We start from the raw sequence: 532 nt of genomic DNA, 5'->3' as shown, positions 1-532 counted from the left end.
GTGACCGTACTGGTGAAGCGACTCGCGAAGCAGCGGGCAACCAGATTGTATTGCGACATCGCCCTCTTGGCGTAATGGCGGTGTTTGGGCCATATAACTTCCCTGGTCACTTACCGAATGGCCACATTGTTCCTGCCTTGCTAGCGGGGAACACAGTTGTGTTCAAACCATCTGAGCAAACGCCTTGGACTGGCGAGCTAGCTATGAAATTGTGGGAAGACGCGGGTTTACCAAAAGGCGTGATCAACCTTGTTCAAGGTGCGAAGGAAACCGGTATTGCGTTGGCTGATGCGAAAGGTATTGATGGCATTCTGTTTACGGGCAGTGCGAACACGGGTCACATTCTGCATCGTCAGTTTGCAGGTCAACCAGGCAAGATGTTAGCGCTAGAAATGGGCGGCAACAACCCGATGGTCATCTCTGATAACTACGGTGATTTGGATGCAACGGTGTACACCATCATCCAATCGGCATTCATCAGTGCTGGTCAACGTTGTACTTGTGCTCGTCGTTTATACGTGCCGTTTGGTGA

At 51.3% G+C, this 532-nt stretch carries 1 protein-coding gene; it reads left to right on the top strand.

What is annotated here, in order from left to right; all coding sequences use genetic code 11:
- On the top strand, positions 1 to 532 hold a 532-nt coding region (locus R8N47_RS28035), incomplete at both ends, for an aldehyde dehydrogenase family protein (protein WP_318186463.1).

This window comes from Vibrio sp. 2132-1 (assembly GCF_033344315.1).
The sequence above is the reverse complement of the archived record's forward strand: the minus strand, read 5'-3'. Positions and strand labels throughout refer to the sequence as shown.